At 69.9% G+C, this 19,110-nt stretch carries 17 protein-coding genes; 4 read left to right on the top strand and 13 right to left on the bottom strand.

The genetic code is table 11. From position 1 onward, the window contains the following. Positions 1-73: 73 nt before the first annotated feature. The 4 genes from DIE16_RS21530 to DIE16_RS21515 all read left to right on the top strand — a co-directional run bounded on the left by DIE16_RS21530 (position 74) and on the right by DIE16_RS21515 (position 4,315). Positions 74-829 carry a TetR/AcrR family transcriptional regulator gene (locus DIE16_RS21530; protein WP_044844681.1) on the top strand — a complete coding sequence of 252 codons (756 nt, stop codon included), beginning with the start codon at positions 74-76 and terminating at the stop codon, positions 827-829. After that, positions 826-1,407, top strand: coding sequence for a TIGR00730 family Rossman fold protein (locus DIE16_RS21525; RefSeq protein WP_124893359.1), 582 nt, complete (start codon positions 826-828; stop codon positions 1,405-1,407). Before DIE16_RS21530 ends, DIE16_RS21525 begins: the two co-directional genes overlap by 4 nt. Before the next feature lie 22 nt (positions 1,408-1,429). Then, positions 1,430-2,191 carry an SDR family oxidoreductase gene (locus tag DIE16_RS21520; protein WP_124522480.1) on the top strand — a complete coding sequence of 254 codons (762 nt, stop codon included), beginning with the start codon at positions 1,430-1,432 and terminating at the stop codon, positions 2,189-2,191. A 228-nt stretch (positions 2,192-2,419) separates the two neighbouring features. Continuing rightward, positions 2,420-4,315, top strand: coding sequence for a glycosyl transferase (locus DIE16_RS21515; RefSeq protein WP_124487220.1), 1,896 nt, complete (start codon positions 2,420-2,422; stop codon positions 4,313-4,315). Positions 4,316-4,417: 102 nt separating this feature from the next. Here the strand turns inward: DIE16_RS21515 and DIE16_RS21510 are convergent, their stop codons facing one another. From DIE16_RS21510 to kdpF, 13 genes are all read right to left on the bottom strand, one after another. After that, complete coding sequence (locus DIE16_RS21510; RefSeq protein WP_044844684.1) at positions 4,418-5,035, bottom strand: DUF924 family protein; 618 nt, start codon at positions 5,033-5,035, stop codon at positions 4,418-4,420. Further along, entirely contained in the window at positions 5,032-5,763 is a 732-nt protein-coding gene (locus tag DIE16_RS21505; protein ID WP_124487219.1) for an alanyl-tRNA editing protein, read from the bottom strand. The genes DIE16_RS21510 and DIE16_RS21505 overlap by 4 nt, the downstream gene beginning before the upstream one ends. Positions 5,764-5,867: 104 nt before the next feature. Next, positions 5,868-6,278 carry a group II truncated hemoglobin gene (locus DIE16_RS21500; RefSeq protein WP_044844686.1) on the bottom strand — a complete coding sequence of 137 codons (411 nt, stop codon included), beginning with the start codon at positions 6,276-6,278 and terminating at the stop codon, positions 5,868-5,870. A gap of 42 nt (positions 6,279-6,320) precedes the next feature. Next, the gene (locus tag DIE16_RS21495) at positions 6,321-8,936 is read right to left on the bottom strand and encodes an FtsX-like permease family protein (RefSeq protein ID WP_185735495.1); all 2,616 of its coding nucleotides are present in this window, start codon (positions 8,934-8,936) and stop codon (positions 6,321-6,323) included. Next, a complete protein-coding gene (locus DIE16_RS21490) occupies positions 8,933-9,550 on the bottom strand; it encodes a DUF4126 domain-containing protein (RefSeq protein ID WP_040144699.1) in 618 nt (205 codons plus the stop codon). The genes DIE16_RS21495 and DIE16_RS21490 overlap by 4 nt, the downstream gene beginning before the upstream one ends. A gap of 215 nt (positions 9,551-9,765) precedes the next feature. Beyond that, a complete protein-coding gene (gene sugE / locus DIE16_RS21485) occupies positions 9,766-10,086 on the bottom strand; it encodes a quaternary ammonium compound efflux SMR transporter SugE (protein ID WP_044844689.1) in 321 nt (106 codons plus the stop codon). Between the two features lie 179 nt (positions 10,087-10,265). Then, positions 10,266-10,550 carry a DUF333 domain-containing protein gene (locus tag DIE16_RS21480; RefSeq protein WP_044844690.1) on the bottom strand — a complete coding sequence of 95 codons (285 nt, stop codon included), beginning with the start codon at positions 10,548-10,550 and terminating at the stop codon, positions 10,266-10,268. Positions 10,551-10,707: 157 nt separating this feature from the next. Next, positions 10,708-11,406: a two-component system response regulator KdpE gene (kdpE, locus tag DIE16_RS21475; RefSeq protein WP_040127870.1), complete on the bottom strand. Its 699-nt coding sequence runs from the start codon at positions 11,404-11,406 to the stop codon at positions 10,708-10,710. Continuing rightward, entirely contained in the window at positions 11,399-14,242 is a 2,844-nt protein-coding gene (locus DIE16_RS21470; protein ID WP_044844691.1) for a sensor histidine kinase KdpD, read from the bottom strand. Before DIE16_RS21470 ends, kdpE begins: the two co-directional genes overlap by 8 nt. A gap of 162 nt (positions 14,243-14,404) precedes the next feature. Continuing rightward, positions 14,405-14,986 carry a potassium-transporting ATPase subunit KdpC gene (gene kdpC, locus DIE16_RS21465; RefSeq protein WP_124893358.1) on the bottom strand — a complete coding sequence of 194 codons (582 nt, stop codon included), beginning with the start codon at positions 14,984-14,986 and terminating at the stop codon, positions 14,405-14,407. Positions 14,987-15,010: 24 nt separating this feature from the next. Next, a complete protein-coding gene (gene kdpB / locus DIE16_RS21460; protein WP_124522472.1) occupies positions 15,011-17,095 on the bottom strand; it encodes a potassium-transporting ATPase subunit KdpB in 2,085 nt (694 codons plus the stop codon). A 54-nt stretch (positions 17,096-17,149) separates the two neighbouring features. Further along, complete coding sequence (gene kdpA / locus DIE16_RS21455; RefSeq protein ID WP_124893357.1) at positions 17,150-18,955, bottom strand: potassium-transporting ATPase subunit KdpA; 1,806 nt, start codon at positions 18,953-18,955, stop codon at positions 17,150-17,152. Continuing rightward, positions 18,952-19,044: a K(+)-transporting ATPase subunit F gene (gene kdpF / locus DIE16_RS21450; protein WP_006752209.1), complete on the bottom strand. Its 93-nt coding sequence runs from the start codon at positions 19,042-19,044 to the stop codon at positions 18,952-18,954. The genes kdpA and kdpF overlap by 4 nt, the downstream gene beginning before the upstream one ends. Positions 19,045-19,110: the final 66 nt, after the last annotated feature.

The following is a 19,110-nucleotide window of genomic DNA, read 5'->3' as shown; positions in this document are numbered from 1 at the left end:
CAACCCGCGCCGGACGAATCCCGCAGCATCGATTGCAGCGCCCGCCAGTCCGGCACACACAGGGCCGGACGACATGGAAGCGAAACCTCCCCGCCGCACCCGCGAACGGATTCTCGAGTTGTCGTTGAAACTCTTCAACGAGATCGGCGAGCCGAACGTCACGACCACGACGATCGCCGAGGAAATGGAAATCAGTCCAGGCAACCTGTACTACCATTTCCGCAACAAGGACGACATCATCAACAGCATCTTCGCGCAGTTCGAGCAGCAGATCGAACGGCGGCTGCGCTTCCCCGAAGATCACCGTCCGACGATCGACGAGACCTGGTCGTACCTGCAGTACATGGCCGATTTCATGTGGACCTACCGGTTCCTGTATCGCGACCTCAACGACCTGCTCGCGCGCAACCGCACGCTCGAGACGCACTTCAAGCAGATCATCAGCCACAAGGTGCGCTTCGCGCACGAGATGTGCGAACTGCTCGTGTCCGACGCCGAAATGGTCGCGACGCCCGCCGAGATCGAAGTCATCGCCACCAACATGGCGGTGATCTCGACGTACTGGCTGTCGTATCAGTACGTGATGCACCCGCGCAAGTACAACGACCAGGACGCGATCCGCGAAGAGCTGCACCAGGTGAGCATGCACGTGATCTCGATCATGGCCCCGTACCTGCGCGGCCGTTCGCGCCAGCTGTTCGACGATCTCGTCTCCGGCAAGCTGCCCAAGCGCCAGTTCACCGACTACCTGCCGCCGCGCGACGGTTCGCCCCGCCCCGCGGGCAGCCCGGTCGCCGCCAAGCCCGCCGCGAAGGATACGAAACAATGAAGGCAGTCTGTGTTTACTGCGGCTCGTCGTCCGGCGTGCGGCCCGTCTATGCGGACGCCGCGCGCGCATTCGGCCGCGCGCTCGTCAATGCGGGCCTCACGCTCGTCTACGGCGGCGGCCGCGTCGGTTTGATGGGCGTGATCGCCGATGAAGTGATGGCGGCCGGCGGCCGTGCGGTCGGCGTGATCCCCGAGTTGCTCGTCGACAAGGAAGTCGGCCATACCGGGCTGTCCGAGCTGCACGTCGTACCCGACATGCACCACCGCAAGAAGATGATGGCCGACCTGTCCGACGCGTTCGTCGCGATGCCCGGCGGCGCCGGCACGCTCGAGGAATTCTTCGAGGTCTATACGTGGGCGCAGCTCGGTTATCACCGCAAACCCGTCGCGCTGTACAACATCGATTCGTTCTACGATCCGTTGATCGCGCTGCTGCGCCATACGGTCGACGAGGGCTTCATGCGCCCGGCCTACTTCGACGCGCTGTGCATCGACGCCGAACCGGTCGCGCTGATCGAACAGCTGCGCCGCTACCAGCCGCTCGCCCAGGACAAATGGGCAACCGACGCGGCCAAGTAACGTTCATCAGGAGCCGCACGCGATGCCCGCACCGTCCGAGCGCAAGGCCGTCCTCATCACCGGCGCGAGCCGCGGCATCGGCCGCGCGACCGCCGTGCTCGCGGCCGGGCGCGGCTGGGACGTCGGCATCAACTACGCGCGCGACGCGGCGGCAGCCGAACTGACCGCGCAAGCCGTTCGCGACGCCGGCGCCCGCGCGTGCGTCGTCGCCGGCGACGTCGCGAACGAAGCGGACGTCATCGCGATGTTCGATACGGTCGCGACCGCGTTCGGTCGCCTCGACGCGCTCGTCAACAATGCGGGGATCGTCGCGCCGTCGCTGCCGCTCGCCGACATGCCGGTCGAACGGCTGCGGCGGATGTTCGACACCAACGTGCTCGGCGCCTACCTGTGCGCGCGCGAAGCCGCGCGCCGGCTGTCCACCGATCGCGGCGGGCGCGGCGGCGCGATCGTCAACGTGTCGTCGATCGCGTCCCGGCTCGGCTCGCCGAACGAGTACGTCGACTACGCGGGCTCGAAGGGCGCGGTCGATTCGCTGACGATCGGCCTCGCGAAGGAACTCGGCCCGCACGGCGTACGCGTCAACGCGGTGCGCCCCGGCCTGATCGAGACGGAAATCCACGCGAGCGGCGGCCAGCCGGGCCGCGCGGCACGCCTCGGCGCGCAGACGCCGCTCGGCCGCGCGGGCGAAGCGCAGGAGATCGCGGAAGCGATCGTCTGGCTGCTCGGCGACGCGGCGTCTTACACGACGGGCGCCCTGCTCGACGTCGGCGGCGGCCGGTAATCCCGCCCCAAAAGGCGGAAAAACGGCCGACCAGGGGCGTCCGTGGTCACGACACCACAAATCTCCACAATATCGCGGCTGTTTCAGTAAACATCCGTAACGGTTCCGTGTTCTACTAGCGCCAAGCCAAAAACGGCCGGTCATCCGGCTGTCATTTCGCCTCGATGCGACCCTTATTGGTCCCGGCCCATGTCGCCGGACCGGCTTGACCCGACCGAGATCTTTTCCATGCCAGGAACCGCAGCGCCCGGCCGGCGACGCACGGCCGTGCCCGCTTCGGCCGCGCACGCACGCTCAGCCGCCGATCCCAACCTCAGCGCGACACTCGATGGCGCCGGCACGCCTGCCGTGGCCGGCGCCGCCGCACCGAACGCCACCCGCGATCGCGTCCTCCGGCTCGGCTGGCGCGTCTGGCTGCTGGTTGCCGCGCTGGTGTGCGCGTATACGCTGCCGGGCGTGCTCGGCCACGATCCGTGGAAGCAGGACGAAACCTATACGTTCGGCATCATCCAGCACATGCTCGAGACGGGCGACTTCGTCGTGCCGACCAGCGCCGGCCAGCCGTTCATGGAAAAGCCGCCGCTCTACGCATGGGTCGCGACGAGCCTCGCGTGGCTGCTGCAGCGGGTAATGCCGCTGCACGACGCGGCACGGCTCGCGAGCGCGCTGTTCGCGGCGCTCGCGTTCGGCTTCATCGCTCGCGCGGCCCGCAGTGCCGGCCGGGCCGACAGCTGGCTCGACCTGCGCGTGATCGGCCCCGTCGTGCTGAGCGCGGGCACGCTCGTCGTGATCAAGCACGTGCACGACATGATGACGGACGTCGCGCTGTTCGCCGGCACCGCAATGGGCTTCTGCGGGCTGCTCGAGCTCGTGATGCGGCACGTCGCGCAGGCGCGGCAGATGCGGCACGGGCTGCCGGTGCGGCCGTCCGGCCGCTGGGCCGCGCCGCTCTTCGGCGCGGGCGTCGGCATCGCGCTGATGGCGAAGGGGCTGTTCGTGCCGCTCGTGTTCGCGGCCACGCTCACGGGCGCGCTGGTGCTCTACCCCGCCTGCCGTACGCGCGCGTTCGCACGCTCGCTCGGCGTCGCCGCGCTGGTGTTCGCACCGTTCGCGCTCATCTGGCCAACCGCGCTGTTCCTGCGTTCCGAGACGTTGTTCATGACGTGGTTCTGGGACAACAATGTCGGCCGCTTCTTCGGATTCTCGGTGCCGGAACTCGGCGCGGAAAACGACAAGCCGTTCTTCATCCTGCGTGCGTTCCTGCTGCTCGGCTTCCCGGTCGCGCCGCTCGCGATCGCCGCGCTGGCGCGAGGCGCATGGCGCGACTGGCGCACGCCGCGCATCGCGCTGCCCGTGCTGTTCGCCGGGATCGGCCTCGCGGTGCTGCAAGTGTCCGCGACCTCGCGCCAGCTCTACATCCTGCCGTTCTTCGCGCCGCTCGCGCTGGTCGCCGCGCAGGCGATCGACCGCCTGCCGCGCGGGCTGCATCTCGCATGGGACTACCTGAGCCGCCTGCTGTTCGGCACCGTCGTCGCGCTCGCGTGGATGATCTGGGCGGTCATGGCCGATCCCGGTGCATCGCGTGCGAACCTCGCGGTGCTCGGCCGCTGGCTGCCGCTCGACTGGACCATGCCGATCGTGCCCGGGCTCGTGATCGGTGCGCTCGCGCTGACGGTCGGCTGGCTGTCGCTGCTGCCGAAGCTGCGCACGACCGGCCTGTGGCGCGGTGCGCTGTCGTGGGGCGCCGGCGCGCTGGTCGCGTGGGGTCTCGTTTATACGCTGCTGCTGCCGTGGCTCGACGTCGCGAAGAGCTACCGGTCGGTGTTCGACGACCTGAACGCGCATCTCGCGCTCGAGTGGAGCGACGGCGACTGCATGGCGAGCCTGCACGGGCTCGGCGAATCGGAAGCGCCGATGATGTACTACTTCTCCGGTATCCAGCACACGCCGATCGACGACGCGAAGACGACGCGCTGCACGTGGATGATCGTCCAGGGCGTGCGGGCCGTCGATCCGGCACCGGGCAGCGAATGGAAACTGTTCTGGACCGGCGCCCGCCCGGGCGACGACGAGGAGCTGCTGCGCGTCTACGTGCGCACGCCCGAAGCGCACGAAACGAAGTAATGCAAGGCGGCGCCGCAAAACGGCGCCGTCGTCATGTCCGGAAGACCAGCGCAAGCGGCGCGCGAGCGCGGCTTCATGCCCGCCATCCCGCCCCCCCGCCCGTCAAAACGACGAGCCGGGCTCGCGCAGGAATGCCGCCTCCGCATCGGTCGATGCACGGCCGAGAATCGCGTTCCGGTGCGGAAAACGGCCGAAACGCCCGATCACGGCCGCATGACGCAACGCGAAGTCGTGATAGCTCGCACACCCGGCCTCGCCGCGAATGCCAGCGCACAGGCGCACGGCCTCGCGCTGGCTCGCGTCCGACTCGTCATGTTCGAACGGCAGGTACGCAAACGCGCGGTGATGGCCGCTCGGCAACTGCGCGTCCCACCCGGCCGCGACGACGCGCCGCGCGAGCGCCAGCGCTCTCGGATCGGCGGCGAACGCGCGCGGCGTGCCGCGGTGAATGTTGCGCGAGAACTGGTCGAGGACCACGATCAGCGCGAGCGCGCCGAGCGGCGTGTCGGCCCAGTGATCGCAGGCGCCGTCGCACGCGGCGTCGAGCAACGCACCGTAGCGCGTACGAAGCACGTCGTCGAACGCCGCGCCGCCGTTGAACCACACCTTGCGCGCATGGCCGAACGCCGCCGAATCCGGTTCGCCGAACCAGAAATCGAGAATCTCGCGCGCTTGCGGATCGAGCGCCGCGGCGCTGTCCGTCAGGTTGTCGATCGTCATGCAAACTCCAGCACGAGGCGCCGTGTCCGCGCACTCTTCTTTTCAAGTCTGGCGACCCGCAGGTCGCCGATTTCCGACGTATTGCGCACATGCGTGCCGCCGCACGGCTGCAGATCGACACCTTCGATGCGCAGCAGCCGTACGCGGCCCAGCCCCAGCGGCGGCTTCACGCTCATCGTGCGCACGAGTTCGGGGCGCTCGGCCATCTCCGCGTCGGTGATCCATTCGGTCGTGACCGCATGCGCGCCGTGGACCAGTTCCGCGAGACGGCGCTCGACGTCGACGCGGTCGATCGTGTCCGACGTCGCGAAATCGAGCCGCACGTAGTCGGCCGTCACGCTGCAGCCGTCGACCGGGTAAGGCAGCACCGCGCACATCAGGTGGGCGGCCGTATGCAATCGCATGCGCCGGTAGCGGCGCAGCCAGTCGATGTCCGCGACCACGCGCGCGCCGGGTGCGAGCGCCGCGACGCGCGCTTCCTGGCCCGCCTCGGGCACGTGCACGGCATCGTCGGGCGTTGCGCCTTCGAACTTCGCCTTGCGCGTGTCGACGATCGCGATCGTGCTGCCGTCGGGCAGCGTCAGCGTGCCGCTGTCGCCGGCCTGCCCGCCGCCGAGCGGATAGAACACGGTGCGGTCGAGCCGGATGCCGTCTTCGCCGACGGCCGCGACGACGGCCTCGCACTGCGTCAGATAGGCATCGTCGCGAAACAGGGCCTGGGTCATCATCGGGCGAACCTCGTATCGATGGGGAAACGACCAGTGTCGCGCCGCACCGCGCCGGCCGCCCAGACGCAGTTCGCCCGGCGTCCGGACTGCGGCGTACCGGTCGATCAACCGGGCCGGTTGCGCATCCAGTCGGCCGTGTCGTAGAACGAATGCATGAGCCGTTCGCGCAGCGGCTCGGGCAACCCGACGTCCTCCATCGCCCACGCCATGCAGCGCAGCCACTGATCGCGCTCGACCGACGCGATCGGGAACGGCAGGTGCCGGGCGCGCAGCCGCGGATGGCCGAACCGGCTGATGTAGTGATCGGGGCCGCCGAGCCAGCCGCACAGGAACCAGAACAGCTTGTCGCGCGAGCCGTCGAGCGACGCCGGATGCAGCGCGCGAATCTCCGCGAACTCGGGCTCGAGGTCCATCAGGTCGTAAAAACGGTCCACCATCTCGCGCACGCGGGCTTCGCCGCCCACGAGCTCGAACGCCGTCGGCTGCGACGGCGCTTCATCATTCACATCGGTCATACGGATAATCGGAAACGGGATAGTCGGGGCCGCCGGCGACGCTCAAGCGTCGCGCAGCGACTGCAGCGCCGGGCGCCGCAACACATTATGCAGGCTCAGCCAGCCGGCCGCACCGGCGCACGCGACGCCGGCCGCGATGCCGGCCGGCACGAGCCACGGATTGACGGCGAGCCGGAACTCGAACACGCGCGACGCGAGCACCCAGCCGACCGCGATCGCCCCCGCCGCAGCCAGTGCGCCGGCCAGCGCGCCGACGACGATGAATTCCGCGCGCTGCACCGCATTGACCTGCGCGCGCGACGCGCCGAGCGCGCGCAGCAGCGCGGCCTCGCGCACGCGCTCGTCGCGCGAGCCCGCCAGCGCCGTGTACAGCACCAGCACGCCCGCCGCGAGCGTGAACGCAAACAGGAACTGCACCGCGCCGACCACCTGCAGCATCATCCGTTGCAGCTGCGCGAGGATCGGCGCGATGTCGATCGCGGTCAGGTTCGGGTAGCGCGCGATCAGCGGATCGAGCAGCGCCGCCTGCTCGGCCGGCTGGTGGAAGCTCGTCAGGTAGACGGCCGGGAAATCCTTCAGCACCGGAGGCGGCATCAGCACGAAGAAGTTGACGCGGAACGTGCCCCAGTCGAGCTTGCGCACGCTGGTGATCGGCGCATCGACCGTCAGCCCCGTCACGTCGAAGCGCAGCGTGTCGCCCGGCTTCACGTTCAGCGTCTGCGCCAGCCCGGCCTCGATCGAGATCTGCGGGCTGGCCGAATTGCCGAACCAGTCGCCTGCGACGATCCGGTTGTCGGGCGGCAGCTCGGTCGTATACGACAGGTTGAACTCGCGATCGACGAGCCGGCGCGCCTCGTCGGACGGATACGCTTGCGGGTTCACCGGCTTGCCGTTGATCGCGACGAGCCGGCCGCGCACCGTCGGCGCGGGCACCGCATCGCGCACGCCGTGCGCGGCGAGCCACGCCGCGACGTCGTCGCGCTGGTCGGGCTGGATGTCGATCAGGAACTGGTTCGGTGCATCGGGCGGCATCGACTGCCGCCAGCCGGCGACGAGATCGTTGCGCGTGATCGCGATCAGCAGCAGGCACATCAGGCCCAGCGCGAGCGCGGTGATCTGAAGCGCGCTCGCCGTGCCGCGCCGGTGCAGCGACGCGAGCGCATAGCGCCAGCCGATGCCCGCCGCCACGCGCGCATCGCGCACCGCGTGCGCCGCCGCGTACAGCACGAGCCGCGCGATCAGCGAGAAACCGACCAGGGCGCCGGCGAACCCGCCCGTGACGATCAGCCCGAGCTTCAGGTTGCCCGCCGCGACGATCAGCAGCCCCGCGAACAGCACGACACCGAGCGCATACGCGGCCCACGCGGTGCGCGACGCGTCCCCCCAGTCGCGCCGCAACACGCGCACCGGCGGCACGCGCGTGAGCGGCGCGAGCGGCGGCAACGCGAAGCCGAGCAGCAGCACGAGCGCGGTGCCGATGCCGACGAGCGCGGGCCACAGCGTCGGCGGCGGCAGCGCGACGTCGATCAGGCGGCCGAGCGCCGCCAGGAGCGCCCAGTGGCCGCCGTAGCCGAGCACCGCGCCGGCGACGCCCGAGACGATGCCGAGGCCGGCGAATTCGAGCGCGAACAGCGCGCCGAGCGTGCGCCGGCTCACGCCGAGGCAGCGCATCGTCGCGCAGCCGTCCAGATGGCGCCGCATGTAGCGCTGCGCGGCCATCGCGATCGCGACCGCCGCGAGCAATGCGGTCAGGAGCGCGACGAGCGTCAGGAAATGGCGCGCGCGATCGAGCGTCTGGCGCACCTGCGGCTGGCCTTCCTGCAGCGATTCGAGACCGACGCCGCGCAGCTTGCCGCCGTCGACGCGCCCGTGCGCATAGGCCTCGAAGCGCGCGACGGCCGCCGGGTCGCCGGCGACCAGCAGCCGGTACGTGACGCGGCTGCCGTAGCCGGTGAGCCCGGTCGCGGCAAGCTCGTCCGCGCGCATCATCAGCCGCGGCGAGAAATTGACGAACGAGAAGCCGCGATCGAGTTCGCGGGAGATCGACGCGGCGACCGTGAACGTGCGCAACCCGACACGCACGGTATCCCCCGCCTTCAGATGCAAAGCATCGAGCAGCGCGGGATCGGCCCACACGGTGCCGGGCGCGGGAATCGCGGCCGCCTTGTGCGCGGCGGCGGTGCCGGCCGGCACGATCTCGACCGCGCCGCGCAGCGGATAGCCGGGCGACACGGCCTTCACGGCCGCGAGGCGCGCGGGCGCCGCGTCGCTCGCCTGCCGGCCGGCGGCCGACGCGATCATGCTCGGGAAGATCGCGGTCGTCGCGGTGCGCAGGCCGAGTGCGCGCGCCTCGCGATCGAACGACGGATCGACGGGATGGTCGGCACGCACGACGAAATCGGCGCCGAGCATCTGGCGCGCGTCGCGCTCAAGCCCCTGGCGCAACCGGTCGGCGAGGAAACCGACGCTCGTCAGCGCGGCGACCGCGAGCACCAGCGCGAGCACCAGCAGCGTCAGTTCGCCGGCACGCCAGTCGCGTGCGGTCATCCGTGCGGCCTGGCGGATCAGGTCGTGCCAGCCGAAGCGGCCGGCATGGCCGGGCCGCCCGGCCGGCGAAAGGTCAGGACGCTGCCGCTCGGCGGTTGACGGCGCCTTCAATCGCGCTTGCCCCCGATCGAGTTGAGCCGCGACACCATGTGGTTCGCCATCCCGCGGAAGCCGCCCGACACGCCGCGCCACAGACGCGGCAGCGCCCAGGCCGATGCCGCGATGAACGCCGCGAGCAGCACGAGGAACGCAAGCGGAACGAAGAACGCGAGTGCGAGGCCGCCGAACACGAGGCCGTCTTCGGTGGACGATGCGACCCAGTTCGAGATCGGCTCGGGAGACAGGTTGATCAGCGCGCGCGTGCCGGCCTTCGCGACGTGCGCGGCACCGGCGAGCGAGCCGCCGGCCAGCCCGGCGACCGCGAGCACGGTCGGGTCGGCATGGCCGAGCGCACCGGCGGCCAGCACCGCGCCGGCCGGAATGCGGATGAAGGTGTGGACCGCGTCCCACAGCGAATCGAACGCGGGAATCTTGTCGGCAAGGAATTCGGTGACGGCGAGCACGGCGGCGGCGCCGATGACCCACGGCGACGTCAGGACCGCCAGCGTGTCGGGCAGATGGAGCCAGCCGACCCGCGCGAGCACGCCGGCGATCAGCACCGTCAGGTAAAGGCGCAGCCCGCTCGCCCACGCGAGCCCCGCGCCGAGCGAAATGGCTTCGATCATGGCCCTCTCCTTGCACTTTCCGTGCGCTTTGCCGATTGATCGGATCGAGTCGGTATGACCGGCCGCGCGGCGCGTGGCAACCGGTGCCGCCTGCCGGGAACGGCGCAGCGGCATTCAGGCCCGAATGCGTTCCATTATAGACAGGCTGGCAGGCGGGCCGCCGCAATTCCGCAGTGCGTCACGGCCGGGCGCGGGCGCCGGCCGGCGCGGCGGCGTCACGCAGCCGACGACAACTTCAGGCCGATCAGCCCGAGCACGATCAGCGACGCGCTCGCGACGCGGGCGGCGGTGAGCGCCTCGCCCATCATCACGATCCCGAACACGAACGCGCCGACCGCGCCGATGCCCGTCCATACCGCATACGCGGTGCCGAGCGGCAACTGGCGCATCGCGACCGCGAGCAGCCCGAAGCTGGCGAGCGCCGCCACGATCGTCACCACCGACGGTCCGAGCTTCGTGAAACCCTCGGACGATTTCATGCCGGCCGCCCAGGCCACTTCCAGCAAACCGGCGATCAACAACCATACCCACGCCATCTCGACGTACTCCGGATCGGATGGGGCCGTCCCCGTTGAAGCGAATGGCCCGGGGTCGTCCCCGGGCGGCGCCGAGTATAACAAGACGCTTACGGGCATGCCGGATGCGCCGGCCGGGGGCGAACGGGGGGATCGCTGCGACGCATGGCCCGCGCGCCGCCGCCCGGCCGCGCCCGGTCTCAGTTCGACACGCGTTTGGCGCCGCCGCCGCCCACGCAGCGGTCGTCGCGGTACAGCGCCCATTCGTCGCACACCCGGCCGTCCTTGAACACGCACATGCCGACCTGCCCGCTCGACAGGTTGCGGATCACGTGGCGGCCGCCGAGCTTCTCGCAGTTGACCGACGCGGGATTGGCGAGCGCCTGTTGCGGCGCCGAAGGCTGCTGCCCGGGCGGCAGCGGCTGGGCAAACGCGCCGGGCGCAGCGAGCGCCAGCGCACAGATGACGACCAGACGGACGGACATTGCACGCTCCTCGATTTCGTTCGCGGAACGGTCAGCATAGCGGGGAATCCGTGGCCGGTGTGCGCGGCCGGCGCATGCGGCGGCAATGTCGCGCCGATGCAACTTCACCGGCGTGCGGCCTTGCATTCCGGCCGCATCGCGCGGCGCGCCGCGGACGTCACGCGGCGCCGACGAGCCGGTAGCCGACGCCCGTTTCGGTGACGATATGCTCGGGCTGCGCGGGATCGCGCTCGAGCTTCTGGCGCAGGTGCGCCATGTAGATGCGCAGATAGTGATGGCTCTCGACGTGCGACGGCCCCCACACGTCGCGCAGCAGCTGGCGATGCGTGAGCACGCGCCCCGCGTGCCGCACGAGCGTCGCGAGCAGCCGGTACTCGAGCGGCGTCAGGTGCACGATCTCGCCGTCGCGCCACACCTGGCGCAGCGCGAGATCGACGCTCACCGTGCCGAAGCTCACCTTCGGCGACTCGTTCGCGCCGCCCTGGTTGCGCCGGCGCAGTTGCGCGCGGATCCGCGCGCGCAGCTCGGACACGCCGAACGGCTTGGTCAGGTAGTCGTCGGCGCCGGCATCGAGCGCGGCGACCTTCTCCTCCTCCTGGGTGCGCGCGGACAGCACGATCACCGGCACCTCGGACCAGCCGCGCAGCTCGCGGATCACGTCGAGGCCGTCGGTGTCGGGCAGGCCGAGGTCGACGATCACGAGATCGGGCTTGCGGGTCGCCGCGTCGATCAATCCCTGCTTGCCCGTCTCCGCCTCGAACACGGCGATGTCCTCCTCTTCGAGCGCGGCGCGCACGAAGCGGCGGATCTGTTTTTCGTCCTCGATCAGGACGACGGTCAGGCTCGGTTCACTCATGGTCTGGCAATGGCTCGGAGGGAGACGACGCGCCGGGCACGTCGATTTCGTCGTCGGGTACGGCAGGCACGGCCGGCGGCGTGTCGACCGGCAGCGTGAACCAGAAGCGCGCGCCCGTCACGCGGCCGTCGGGCGCGGTACGGTTGAGCGCGCCGATTCGACCGCCATGCGCTTCGACGATCGCGCGGCAGATTGCGAGGCCGAGCCCGATGCCCGGCGTCGCCGATTCCTTCTCGCCGCGCGTGAACTTGTCGAAGATCCGCGTTTCCATCCCGGCCGGCAGGCCCGGGCCGTGATCGTCGACGTGCACGCGCACGAAGGGCTGGCCGTCGTCGGTCACGCGTTCGGCGCCGATGTCGATCGGCGCGTCGGCCGGTGTGTATTTCGCCGCGTTCTCGAACAGGTTGGTGAACAGCCGCTCCATCAGCACCGCGTCCATCTGCAGGAGCGGCAGGTCGGCCGGCAGCGACACGCGCGCCGGATGCCGCGCGAGCACGCGCTTGCACGCGGCGAGCGCGGCGCCGACGGTTTCCTCGAGCAGCGACCACTGGCGCTTGAGCTGCAGGCTGCCGGCCTGCAGCCGCGCCATGTCGAGCAGGTTGGTGACGATGCCCGTCATCCGCAGCGCCTCGTCGTGGATCGCGTCGACCAGCTCGCCCTCGCGCTGCGCGAAGCGTTCGGCCGCCGCGGCGTCGCCGTCCTGCGCGGCCGCGCGACCGTTCGCGAGCATCGACGAAAAGCCGACGATCGTCGTGAGCGGCGTGCGCAGGTCATGCGAGATCGCCGACAGCAGCGAGTTGCGCAGCCGCTCGGATTCCATGTTGACGAGCGCGTCGCGCGCGATCTCGACGTAGTGCACGCGTTCGAGCGCAAGCGCGATCTGCGCGGCGAACGCGTCGAGCATCCGCTGCTGCTCGGGCACCTCGAGTTCGCGCGGCTCGCGCGACGCGACCGCGAGCACGCCGCGCGTGCGCATCGGCGCCTTCAGCGGCAGGTACAGCGCGGCGGCGGCGGGCAGCGTGTCGGTGCCGCGGCCGGCCGGCTTCTGCTGGTCGTACACCCACTGGCCGACGTCGCTGTCGAGATCCGCGCCCGTCAGCGTGACGGCCGCGTCGGGTTCCTCGATCTTCTGCCGCACCTGGTCCGCGCTGTCGGGCAGCAGGAACGCGACGCGCGCGCGGAACACCTCGCCCACGTGGCGGCTGCCGATCTCGACGATCTGCTCGGTCGTCAGCGCCGCGCCGAGCTCGCGCGCCATCGCGTAGATCGCGCCGGTGCGGCGCTCGCGGCGCTGCGCGATGCTCGCCTGGCGCGTCAGCGTCGACGTCAGGTGACTGATCACGAGCGACGTCAGCAGCATCCCGAAGAAGGTCAGCAGGTACTGCGTGTCGCTGACCGAGAACGACATGCGCGGCGGCACGAAGAAGAAATCGAACGCGGCGACCGACAAGAACGACTGCAGCACGCCCGGGCCGCGCCCGAGCCGCACGGCCGAGAACACGACGCCGAGCAGGTACAGCATCACGAGGTTCGTGAGGTCGAGCCGCTCGGACACGACGCTCGCGACACCGGTGATCGCCGCGCAGATCGCGGCGGCGTACAGGTAGTGGCGCGGCGGCGAACGCCGCAACCCGAATTGCGCGAACGCGTCGCGCCAGTCGCGTGCGCGCGCGTCGAGCGGCGCCGCGCGCACCTCGTCGCTCGCCGACGCGCGGATCAGCATCAGGTCGACGTCGCCCGCGCGTTCGGCGAGCTGTTCGCCGAACGGCCGCGCGAAGCGGCGCGCGAGCCCGACCTTCGGCGAGCCGCCCGCGACGAGCTTCGACACGTTGCGCACCTTCGCATAGCCGATCAGCGCGGCAACCGCGTCGTCGCCCGCGAGCGTGGCCGTCTCCGCGCCGAGCTCGGCCGCGAGTTTCAACGCGTCGAGCGTGCGCTGCCGCCGCGCGTCGGGCAGCCGCTGCAGCCGCGGCGTCTCGACGTACACGGCGATCCAGTCGGCCTTCAGGCTCGCCGCGAGCCGCGCGGCCGCGCGCACGAGCGTCGGCGCCTCGGGGCCCGGCCCGACGCACACGAGCAGCCGCTCGCGCGCCTGCCAGATGCGCTGGATCGAACGGTCGGCGCGGTACTCGCGCATCTGCGCGTCGACGCGATCGGCCGTGCGCCGCAGCGCCAGCTCGCGCAGCGCGATCAGGTTGCCCTTGCGGAAGAAGTTGCGCACCGCGCGCTCGGCCTGCTGCGCGAGATAGACCTTGCCGTCGCGCATCCGCTCGAGCAGTTCCTCGGCCGGCAGGTCGACCAGCGTGACTTCGTCGGCCGCGTCGAACACGCGGTCGGGCACGGTTTCCCACACGCGGATGCCGGTAATCGCGCCGACCACGTCGTTCAGGCTTTCGAGGTGCTGCACGTTGACGGTGGTGTACACGTCGATGCCCGCGTCGAGCAGTTCGTAGACGTCCTGCCAGCGCTTCAGGTGGCGCGCGCCCTGCACGTTCGAATGCGCGAGTTCGTCGACGAGGATCAATTGCGGCGCGCGCGCGAGCGCGCCGTCGAGATCGAATTCGGCGAGCGTGCGGCCGCGATACTCGATGCGCGCGAGCGGCAGCACGTCGAGGCCGTCGAGCAGTGCGGCGGTTTCGCCGCGGCCGTGGGTCTCGACGATGCCGACGACGACGTCGACGCCGTCCTGCAGCCGCTGGCGCGCGGCCTGCAGCATCGCATAGGTCTTGCCGACGCCGGCGGACGCGCCGAAGAAGATCTTCAGCTGGCCGCGCCGCTGCTTTTCTTCGTCGCGCTGCAGCTTGTCGAGGAGTTGGTCGGGATCGGGGCGGTTCATGCGTCAGGAAGGCGAAACGCGGGATGGCGAACGAGTACTGTCATTGTGGTTCCAAATCGCCGCAAAAGGCAAAGACGGCGCATGCGCCGTCGGACAAGCGCGTGCGGCGCGGATCGGGCCGCGCCGCACGCCGGTTGCCGCGCCGGGAGCCCGGCCGCGCGTTCAGTGCGCGGCCTGCGCCGCGTCGAGCGCGAGGTTCAGCTTCAGCACGTTCACGCGCGGCTCGCCGAGCACGCCGAACTGGCGGCCCGCCGTGTTCGCGGCGACGAGCTGCGCGACCGCGTCGGCGGTCAGGTTGCGCGCCTTCGCGACGCGCTCGACCTGGTACGCGGCGGCGGCCGGCGTGATCTCCGGATCGAGGCCGCTCGCCGACGCCGTCACGAGGTCGACCGGCACGGGCTTCGACATGTCGGTGCCGGCGTCGCGCAGCGCGGCGATGCGCGCCTTCACCTGGTCGGCGAGCGACGGGTTCAGCGGGCCGAGGTTCGAGCCGCCGGAGCCGGTCGCGTTGTACGGCATCGGCGACGTGGCCGACAGGCGGCCCCAGAAATACTTCGGCGCGTCGAACTGCTGGCCGATCAGCGCGGAGCCGACCGCGCGGCCGCCCTGCTCGATCAGGCTGCCGTTCGCCTGCGACGGAAACACGGCCTGGCCGAACACGGTCATCACGGCCGGATAGGCGAGCCCCGTCACGGCGGTCAGGACGACAAAGATCACGAGGAGCGGGCGAATCAACGTTTTCATGAGGGTTCCTTCAAATGCGGCACATCAGGCCCAGCCGAGCGCGGCGAGCGTCATGTCGATCAGCTTGATGAACGGGAACGGCAGCAGCACGCCGCCGAGACCGTACACCAGCAGGTTGCGGCGCAGCAGCGACGCGGCGCCGAGCGGCCGGTAGGTGACGCCCTTCAGCGCGAGCGGGATCAGCGCGACGATGATCAGCGCGTTGAAGATCACCGCGGACAGGATCGCGGAGGCCGGCGACGTCAAATGCATGATGTCGAGCACGCGCAGTTGCGGGTACGTCGTCACGAACGCGGCCGGGATGATCGCGAAGTACTTCGCGATGTCGTTCGCGATCGAGAACGTCGTCAGCGACCCGCGCGTCATCAGCATCTGCTTGCCGATCTCGACGATCTCGATCAGCTTCGTCGGGTTCGAATCGAGGTCGACCATGTTGCCGGCTTCCTTCGCCGCCTGCGTGCCGGTGTTCATCGCCACCGCCACGTCGGCCTGCGCGAGCGCCGGCGCGTCGTTGGTGCCGTCGCCCGTCATCGCGACGAGGCGCCCCGCCGCCTGGTGCTCGCGGATCGTCGCGAGCTTGGTTTCCGGCGTCGCTTCCGCGAGGAAGTCGTCGACGCCCGCTTCCGCCGCGATCGCCGCGGCCGTCAGCCGGTTGTCGCCCGTCACCATCACGGTCTTGATGCCCATCTTGCGCAGTTCCGCGAAGCGCTCCTTGATGCCGCCCTTCACGATGTCCTTCAGCTCGATCACGCCGAGCACGCGCGCCACGCCGTCGTGCAGGTCGGCCACGACGAGCGGCGTGCTGCCGCGGCGCGCGACGTCGTCGACCGCGCGGCGCACTTCATCCGGGAAGCGGCTGCCGTGCGTCTCGACGTAGCGGCGGATCGCATCGGCCGCACCCTTGCGGATCTCGCGACCCGGGAGATCGACGCCGCTCATCCGCGTCTGCGCGGAGAAGCCGAGGAAGGTCGCATGCAGCTGCGCCATGTCGCGCTGGCGGATGTTGAAGCGTTCCTTCGCGAGCACGACGATGCTGCGGCCTTCCGGCGTCTCGTCGGCGAGCGACGACAGCTGCGCCGCATCGGCCAGCGCCTCCTCGCTCACGCCCGGCGCGGGCACGAACATCGACGCCTGGCGGTTGCCGAGCGTGATCGTGCCGGTCTTGTCGAGCAACAGCACGTCGACGTCGCCGGCCGCTTCCACCGCGCGGCCCGACGTCGCGATCACGTTCGCCTGCATCATCCGGCTCATCCCGGCCACGCCGATCGCCGACAGCAGCCCGCCGATCGTCGTCGGGATCAGGCACACCAGCAGCGCGACGAGCGCGGTGATCGTCACCACGTGGCCGGCCTTCATCGCGTCGACCGAAAACATCGAGAACGGCAGCAGCGTCGCGGTCGCGAGCAGCATCACGATCGTCAGCGCGACGAGCAGGATCGTCAGCGCGACCTCGTTCGGCGTCTTCTTGCGCTTCGCGCCCTCGACCATCGCGATCATCCGGTCGAGGAACGCCTCGCCGGGGTTCGCGGTGACCGTCACGACGATCCAGTCGGACAGCACGCGCGTGCCGCCGGTCACCGACGAGAAGTCGCCGCCCGATTCGCGGATCACCGGCGCGGATTCGCCGGTGATCGCCGATTCGTCGACCGACGCGACGCCGTCGACGACTTCGCCGTCGGCCGGAATCACGTCGCCGGCCTCGACCAGCACGACGTCGCCTTTACGCAGGTCCGACGCGGTCGTGATGCGGATCGGCGACTTCGGATGCGGCTCGTTGAGCTTCTTCGCCATCACGTCCTTCTTCGCGCTGCGCAGCGACGCGGCCTGAGCCTTCGAGCGCCCTTCGGCGAGCGCTTCGGCGAAGTTCGCGAACAGCACGGTGAACCACAGCCACAGCGCGATCGCGAGGATGAAGCCCGCCGGCGCCTCGGCCTGGCCGGCGAGCGCCGCGATCCACAGGATCGTGGTCAGGATGCTGCCGACGTACACGCAGAACATCACCGGGTTGCGGAACTGCGTGCGCGGCGTGAGTTTCTTGAACGAATCCACGATCGCCGGGCGCAGCAGCGCCGGATCGAACATGGACCGTGTTGCGGAATGTTGAGTCATTGCGATCTCTTCAATCTCTTCAGTCTTTGCAAGGTGTCGCCATGCGCTCGTGCGTCATGCGCCCAGCCACATCATCAGATGCTCGACGCCCGGGCCGAGCGCGAGCGCCGGCACGTAGGTCAGCGCGCCCACCAGCATCACGGTGCCGAGCAGCAGCACGACGAACAGCGGGCCGTGGGTCGGCAGCGTGCCGCTCGTCACCGCGATGCGCTTCTTCGCGGCGAGCGAGCCGGCGATCGCCAGCACCGGCACGATCGTGCCGAAGCGGCCGAACCACATCGCGATCGCGGTCATCCAGTTGTAGAACGGCGTGCCGACCGTCAGGCCCGCGAACGCGCTGCCGTTGTTGTTCGCGGCCGAGCTGAACGCGTACAGGATTTCCGAGAAGCCGTGCGGGCCCGGGTTCGCGATGCCGGCACGGCCCGCGTCGGCCAGCACCGCGATCGACGTGCCGACCAAGACGAGCAGCGGCGTGAGCAGCACGACGATCGACACCATCTTCATCTCGTACGACTCGATCTTCTTGCCGACGTATTCCGGCGTGCGGCCGATCATCAGGCCCGCGACGAACACCGCGAGCAGCGCGAACACCAGCATCCCGTAGAGACCGGACCCGACACCGCCGTAGATCACCTCGCCGAGCTGCATCAGCAGCATCGGCACGAGACCGCCGAGCGGCGTCAGCGAATCGTGCATCGTGTCGACCGCGCCGCACGACGCGGCCGTCGTCGCGACCGTGAAGATGCCGGTCTGCGCGATGCCGAAGCGCGTTTCCTTGCCTTCCATGTTGCCGCCCGGCTGCAGCGTGCTCGTCGACTGGTCGACGTGCAGCGCGGCGAGCGCCGGGTTGCCGGCCTGCTCGGCGCTCACCTCGACGCCGATCGCGACCGCAAACGCGACCGTCATCGCCGCGAGCACCGCGATGCCCTGCCGGCGGTCGCCGATCATCCGGCCGAACACGAGGCACAGCGCGGCCGGAATGATCAGGATCGCGAAGATCTGGATGAAGTTGGCGAACGGCGTCGGGTTCTCGTACGGATGCGCGGAGTTCGCGTTGAAGAAGCCGCCACCGTTGGTGCCGAGCATCTTGATCGCTTCCTGCGACGCGACCGGGCCCATCGCGAGTGTCTGCTTCGTCAGCTGCGTCGGCACCGTGACCGCGTTACCCTTGTCGTCCTTCACCGGGTTGCCCTGCGCGTCGAGCTTCGGCGCAGCATAGGTGCTCGTCTGCAGCACCGGCACGTCCTGGTAGGACTTCATGTTCTGAATCACGCCCTGGCTCATCAACAGCGCGGCGACGAGCGCCGCCATCGGCACGAGCACGTACAGCGTCACGCGCGTGAGGTCGACCCAGAAGTTGCCGATCGTCTGCGCGGTGTGACGCGCAAAGCCGCGGATCAGCGCGATCACGACGACGATGCCGGTCGCGGCCGACAGGAAGTTCTGCACCGTCAGGCCGAGCATCTGCGTCAGGTAGCTGACGGTCTGCTCGGGCGTGTAGTCCTGCCAGTTCGTGTTGGTGACGAAGCTGACGGCCGTGTTGAATGCGCCGTCAGTCGTCATCGCGCCGAACTGCTGCGGATTGCCGGGAAGGAAACCCTGCAGGCGCAGCAGGCCGTAGAGAAACAGCGCGCCGAGCGCGTTGAATGCGATCGTCGCGATCGCGTAGCGCTTCCAGTTCATCTCGGTGCCGGCGTCGACGCCGGCGATGCGGTACAGCACGCGCTCGAGCGGTCCGAACACGCGCACGACGCGCGAGCTGCCGTCCATCACGGCCGTCAGGTAGCGCGCGACCGGCACGGCCGCCGCAAGCAGCACGACGATGAACAGCAGCGTCTGCAACAGGTTGTTCGCGTTCATTCGATGTCCTCCGCGCGCAGCAGCGCAAAGACGAGATACGCGAACAGCAGGGCCGTCGAGGCACCCGCCAGCCAAAGCATCCAGGTCATGCGCGCCCCCCGCGGCCGTATTGCGCGAGCTTCTCGCAACCGGCAAGCAAACCGAGGATCAGCGCT

This window comes from Burkholderia sp. Bp9090, assembly GCF_003857985.1.
Classification (GTDB): Bacteria; Pseudomonadota; Gammaproteobacteria; order Burkholderiales; family Burkholderiaceae; genus Burkholderia.
This window is presented reverse-complemented; position numbering and strand designations above follow the sequence as displayed.